This window comes from Mobilicoccus pelagius NBRC 104925, from assembly GCF_000247995.1.
In the GTDB taxonomy this organism is placed as follows: domain Bacteria; phylum Actinomycetota; class Actinomycetes; order Actinomycetales; family Dermatophilaceae; genus Mobilicoccus; species Mobilicoccus pelagius.
In genome coordinates this window covers 1-5326 of record NZ_BAFE01000016.1, presented here as the reverse complement: position 1 = coordinate 5326, position 5326 = coordinate 1, and the positions used below count along the sequence as shown (strand labels likewise).

Here is a 5326-nt window from a genome sequence, read left to right as displayed (position 1 = left end):
GTTTACTGCAGAGATAAATATGCTTATCCTGGTAAAGTCCGCGACATTTGGTAAGGCCCTGAGAGCGGGCCCGTCGCTGGTCCACCACGGACCGACGGGCTCGGGGACGGGGCTGAGGACCCGGAGAGGAGCCACGGCCGTGGCCGAGCTGATGCGCAAGGACCTTGATGCGTTCGGGTCTTTCTGTTGTCTGCTGGAGGATGATCTGTACGCCTGGCCGCAGGTAGAGCAGTTTCTGAACGTCACCATCCGGGAAGTCCGGGTGGAGCTGCCGGGCATCGATCCGGAGTAAGACATGGAACTGACCGGGGCCAACGACACTCTGCGACTGCGGGCCTGGTCCGCGCGCAAGACCGGGGCAGCCACCGTTCGGAGTTCCGTTACGGGTCCTTCTCCCGCGTCCTGCCCCTGCCGGCCGGATGCAAGGAGGACATCACCGCCACCTGCACCGACGGGGTGCTGGTGATTTCGGGCTCCGATGCCGGGTCGGAGCCAGTGGCAGAAGTCCACGAAGATCGCAGGCACCGCGGCTGAACGGCCGATACCGAGGGGGAGGAAGGGAGGCCAGGGCTGCTGATGTGCCCGGACTGTTCCGCGATTTCTCTCCCTAACTTTCCGTCCACTCCCGACCCAGGTGCCCGGCAACCCCGGGTGCAGGCCACCGTCCGGGTCGGATCGTCACCACGAACAGGAAACGATGAGCATGTCCCATCCCTCCCCTCTTCCACCCACTGCTTCGGCTCATTACCAGGTCCTGCGCACAGTGCCCTCCTATGACCAGGCTCAGCGCCTTGTCGATCTACTCTCCGACGCCGGGTTCCCGGTTGAGCACGTGCGCTTGGTCGGCACCGATCTGCGCCTGGTTGAGCAGGTCACCGGGCGGATGACCTACGGCAAGGCCGCCCTGTACGGGGCCGCCTCCGGGGCCTGGCTGGGATTGCTCATTGGCTTGCTGTTGGGTCTTTTCACGGTCGTGGGGTGGCTGTCGGTAATCCTGTGGGCGGTGCTCCTGGGCGCGGTGTGGGGGCTGATCTTCGGGTTGCTGGGCCACGCGGCCACCGGCGGGCGCCGGGACTTCAGTAGCGTCCAGGGCCTGGAGGCGTCCTCCTACGAGATTCTCGTGGAGGCCGAGTACGTCGAGGCGGCCAAGGCCAAGCTCGACGCCAGCCGTCCCACGACTTGACCGCCAAAGGCCCGGGCCCGGACCGGGTGCTGGCCCACGCCCGAGTAAGTGCTGAGGGCCGTGGCCCTCTGCGCTCCCCCGACACTCACCGCTGGGGCGGATTCAGGAGCGGATCTCGCCGGGAAGCAGGGACGTCGGCGTGCCTGTCACCACCAACCGGGAGCCTGCTCGGCTCTGCCGAGCGTGATCCCCGCAGTTGCCTGCAGTGGACCCCGACAGCTTCGTCCCCAAGACCCTCTGTCAGGGGCATTCCAGGTAATCACCGATCAACGCCTGTAGGAGGCGACAATGACGAACAATCCGTTTGACCTGAACTCCCCGTTCGATGACATCATGGGCCGTTTTTTCGGCGGCCGGGATCCTTTCAGCGTGCTGGGCGCCCGGCAGGACCCCACGTCATCGGTGCAACGCGTGGACCTGTCCCGGCTGCTGTCGGAGGAGGCCCGCGATCTGGTTCGTGCCGCCGTGGAACAGGCTGGGCAGTGGGGCAGCTCCGACGTGGACGCCGAGCACCTGCTCTGGGCGCTCACCCAGGCCCCGGCCACTGCGTCCCTGCTCGAGCAGGCTGGGGTGGACGTGGGCAGGCTCGCCGGCCAGGTCCAGCAGCTTGTGGCCGGTGACACCGGTGCTCAGGAGCAGGAGCCGTCCTTGACGCCTGCGGCCAAGCGCGCTCTGCTGGATGCCTACCGCCAGGCGCGTCAGGCGGGTTCGCCAACGATCAATCCCGAACACGTTCTGCTGGGCATCACCGCCAACCCCGACTCCGTGGCCGGGCGTTTGTTGGCCCGGGCGCTACCGAACACCGACGCGGTGCGCCCTACCAAGGCCGGACCTGCCGGTGGGCATGCCCGGGCCGGTCAGCACGAGGGCCAGTCCCCGGCGACGGAGTCCTCCAGCACTCCCACCTTGGATGAGTACGGCCGGGATCTCACCGAGGCGGCCCGCGAGGGGCAGCTGGACCCGGTCGTCGGTCGTGACTCCGAGATCGAGCAGACCCTGGAAGTGCTGTCACGGCGGACGAAGAACAATCCGGTGCTCATCGGTGACCCCGGTGTCGGCAAGACCGCCATCGTGGAAGGGCTGGCCCAACGCATCGTCAACGGGGACGTGCCCGACACCTTGACGAACCGTCGAGTGATCACCTTGGACCTGGCGGGCATGGTCGCCGGCAGCAAGTACCGGGGGGAGTTCGAGGAGCGTTTGAAGAACGTCATCGACGAGGTCACCGCCGCCGAACGCGACGTCATCCTGTTCATCGACGAGCTGCACACCGTCGTCGGAGCCGGCGCCGCCGAAGGGTCTATGGATGCCGGGAACATGCTCAAACCTGCCCTGGCCCGCGGTGAGCTGCAGGTGGTTGGGGCGACGACCATCGATGAGTACCGCAAGAACGTCGAGAAGGACCCGGCGCTGGAGCGGCGCTTCCAACCGATCCTCGTTCCGGAGCCCTCTGTGGAGGACACCATTGAGATTCTGCGCGGGCTGCGCGACCGTTACGAGGCCCACCACCAGGTGCGCATCAGTGAGGAGGCCATCGCGGCCGCCGCAGAGCTGTCCGATCGCTACATCACCAACCGGTTCCTCCCCGACAAGGCCATCGATCTCATCGACCAGGCCAGCGCCCGGGTCCGGCTCCGAGCTCGAACCGTTCCGGCCGACACCCGACAGCTGAGCGAGCAGATCACCACGCTCGAACGCGAAAAGGACGCCGCCGTGGCGGCAGAGCGCTACGGGCGTGCCGATGAGCTCAAGACCGAACTGGACACCGCCCGCGCCCGGCTCGACGAGGCCCAGCAGATGCGCAGCCCCGTGCCCTCGGTCACCGCCGAGGACATCGCCGAGGTCGTCTCCCGCACCACGGGCATCCCCGCGGCCCAACTCACCGAGGAGGAACGATCGCGGTTGTTGCGCCTGGAAGAAACCCTCCATGCGCGTGTGGTCGGCCAGGAAGAAGCCGTCGATGCCGTAGCCGAAGCCGTCCGCCGGGCCCGCGCCGGGCTGGCCGATCCGAACCGGCCGATCGGTTCGTTCCTGTTCCTGGGCCCGACCGGTGTCGGCAAGACCGAACTGGCCCGGGCCCTGGCCGAGGCCCTGTTCGGGGACGAGGACCGGATGGTGCGCTTTGACATGAGCGAGTTCCAGGAACGGCACACCGTCTCCCGGCTCGTGGGAGCACCTCCGGGCTACGTCGGCTACGAAGACGCCGGTCAGCTCACCGAGGCCGTGCGCCGCACCCCGTACACCGTCGTGCTCCTGGACGAGATCGAAAAAGCCCACCCCGACGTCTTCAACACCCTGCTCCAACTCCTGGACGCGGGCCGGCTCACGGACGGACAGGGCCGTACCATCGATTTCTCCAACACGGTGGTCATCATGACCAGTAATGTCGGCGCCGACCGCATCCTCGCCACCGCCCAGGCCGGGCAACCGCTCGAGGAGCTGCGCGAGACGCTGATGGACCTGCTCGGCCAGCAGTTCCGGCCGGAATTCCTCAACCGCATCGACGAGATCATCATCTTCCGCGGCCTGGACCAGGCCCAGCTGCGCAAGATCACCGATCTGTTCCTGGAGCAGACCCGTCGCCGGGCCCGGGCGCAGAACCTCACCCTCGACATCGACGAAGCGGCCGTGGACTGGCTGGCTCAGCGCGGATTCCAGCCCGAGTTCGGTGCCCGCCCGATGCGCCGCACCATCCAGCGAGAACTGGACAACAAGCTCTCCCGCCTGATTCTCAGCGGTGAACTCGATCCCGGCGACACGGTGCATGTGAGCCTCCAAGACGGCGCACTGCACTTCGCAGCCACCCCCGCCAACACCGAGGCCAGCCCTGACAGCACCGGGCACGTGGACGAGAACGCCCCCACCAGCGATACCGGGCCCACTCCATAACCGCACCCCGGCACCGAAGAGCCCGCCATCTTCGACACGCCCCGACGGGGCGGGGGTAGCCCCACCACCTGCCCCCGCCCCGCCCTGGGCTGGGGGAGGAATGATCTGGTCAACGATGAATCAGAGCCCGGCATAGCCGACATGTGCACAACGGGATTGAAGGACTGCTCCGCTGCCAGCACAGGCACGAGCAGACCGAGTGCCAACACCCCGTATCTGCTCGACAGACTGGCAACCAAACCGTAGGTCAGGTCAACCGGCTGTGACTACTCGTTGATGAGCTTCCGGTCTAGCGCGTGTCCTGTGAGTGTCATTTCAGGCGGAGGATGATGCTGGCGATGATGACTTCACTGGTGTAGTAGGCGGCGCGTTTGGCGTAGCGGGTGGCCAGGTCGCGGAATTGCTTGAAGCGGTTGAAGCAGCGCTCGACCAGGTTGCGGCGCTTGTATTCCTGCCGGTCGAACGCCGGCGGGCGTCCGCCGGCGGAGCCCTTCGCCTTGCGGCGGGTGATCTGGTCGGAGCCTTCCGGGCTGGTGAATCGGATCCGCCGGGCCCGCATCACCGCCCGGGTCGAGGGGTGCGAGTAGGCCTTGTCGGCCAGCACCGCGTCCGCCGTGACGGGCCGGCCCGGCCCGTCACGGCGGACGCTGATCTGCTCCAGCAGCGGCAGCAACTGTGGGTTGTCCCCGGTCTGTCCCTCGGTCAGGATGATGCTGATCGGCATCCCGGCTCCGTCGACGGCCAGGTGGATCTTGGAGGTCAGTCCTCCGCGGGACCGTCCGAGGCATTCTCCAGCCACAGCGATTGCCTCGACCGGATCGGAGCAGCCCCCTTTTTCCGGGCCCCGGCGGCATGCTGGTGGGCCCGGATGGAGGTCGAGTCCACGGAGAACACCCATTCGACCTCCCCGGCAGCGTCGTCCTTGACCACCGCCTCATCCAGGATCTTGGCCCAAGTGCCGTCCATGGTCCAGATCCGCAGCCGCTCGTGGCCGGTCTTCCACGGCCCGTACCGTTCGGGCACGTCCCGCCAGGGCGCCCCAGTGCGCAGCTTCCACAGGATCCCGTTGACCACCTGCCGGTGATCCCGCCACCGCCGGCCCTTGCCGTTGGCCGGCAGCAACGGTGCGATGCGTTCCCAGGCCTTGTCCGTCAGTTCTCCACGTCTCACGGGGCCTGACCCCTGGTAGTGGACACGCTGAATCCCGCACCGCGGGTGAGAGCGAGATGATCTGTCCATCATGGCCAGGAAGAC

At 67.1% G+C, this 5326-nt stretch carries 4 protein-coding genes and 1 pseudogene; 4 read left to right on the top strand and 1 reads right to left on the bottom strand.

The features are described 5' to 3' along the window. The 4 genes from MOPEL_RS03140 to MOPEL_RS03130 form a co-directional block, all read left to right on the top strand. Positions 1–292 (top strand): hypothetical protein (locus tag MOPEL_RS03140; protein ID WP_217994504.1); only part of this gene is annotated, 292 nt, incomplete at its 5' end. After that, positions 214–534, top strand: coding sequence for an Hsp20/alpha crystallin family protein (locus tag MOPEL_RS18895; RefSeq protein WP_083841711.1), 321 nt, complete (start codon positions 214–216; stop codon positions 532–534). The genes MOPEL_RS03140 and MOPEL_RS18895, both read left to right, overlap by 79 nt. A gap of 229 nt (positions 535–763) precedes the next feature. Continuing rightward, positions 764–1183 carry a YflT domain-containing protein gene (locus MOPEL_RS03135; RefSeq protein WP_245544699.1) on the top strand — a complete coding sequence of 140 codons (420 nt, stop codon included), beginning with the start codon at positions 764–766 and terminating at the stop codon, positions 1181–1183. A gap of 288 nt (positions 1184–1471) precedes the next feature. Further along, on the top strand, positions 1472–4072 hold the full coding sequence (locus MOPEL_RS03130; protein ID WP_009481405.1) for an ATP-dependent Clp protease ATP-binding subunit: 2601 nt from the start codon (positions 1472–1474) through the stop codon (positions 4070–4072). Between the two features lie 310 nt (positions 4073–4382). Here the strand turns inward: MOPEL_RS03130 and MOPEL_RS16430 are convergent. Then, positions 4383–5242: pseudogene (locus MOPEL_RS16430) on the bottom strand (IS5 family transposase). Positions 5243–5326 lie beyond the last annotated feature (84 nt).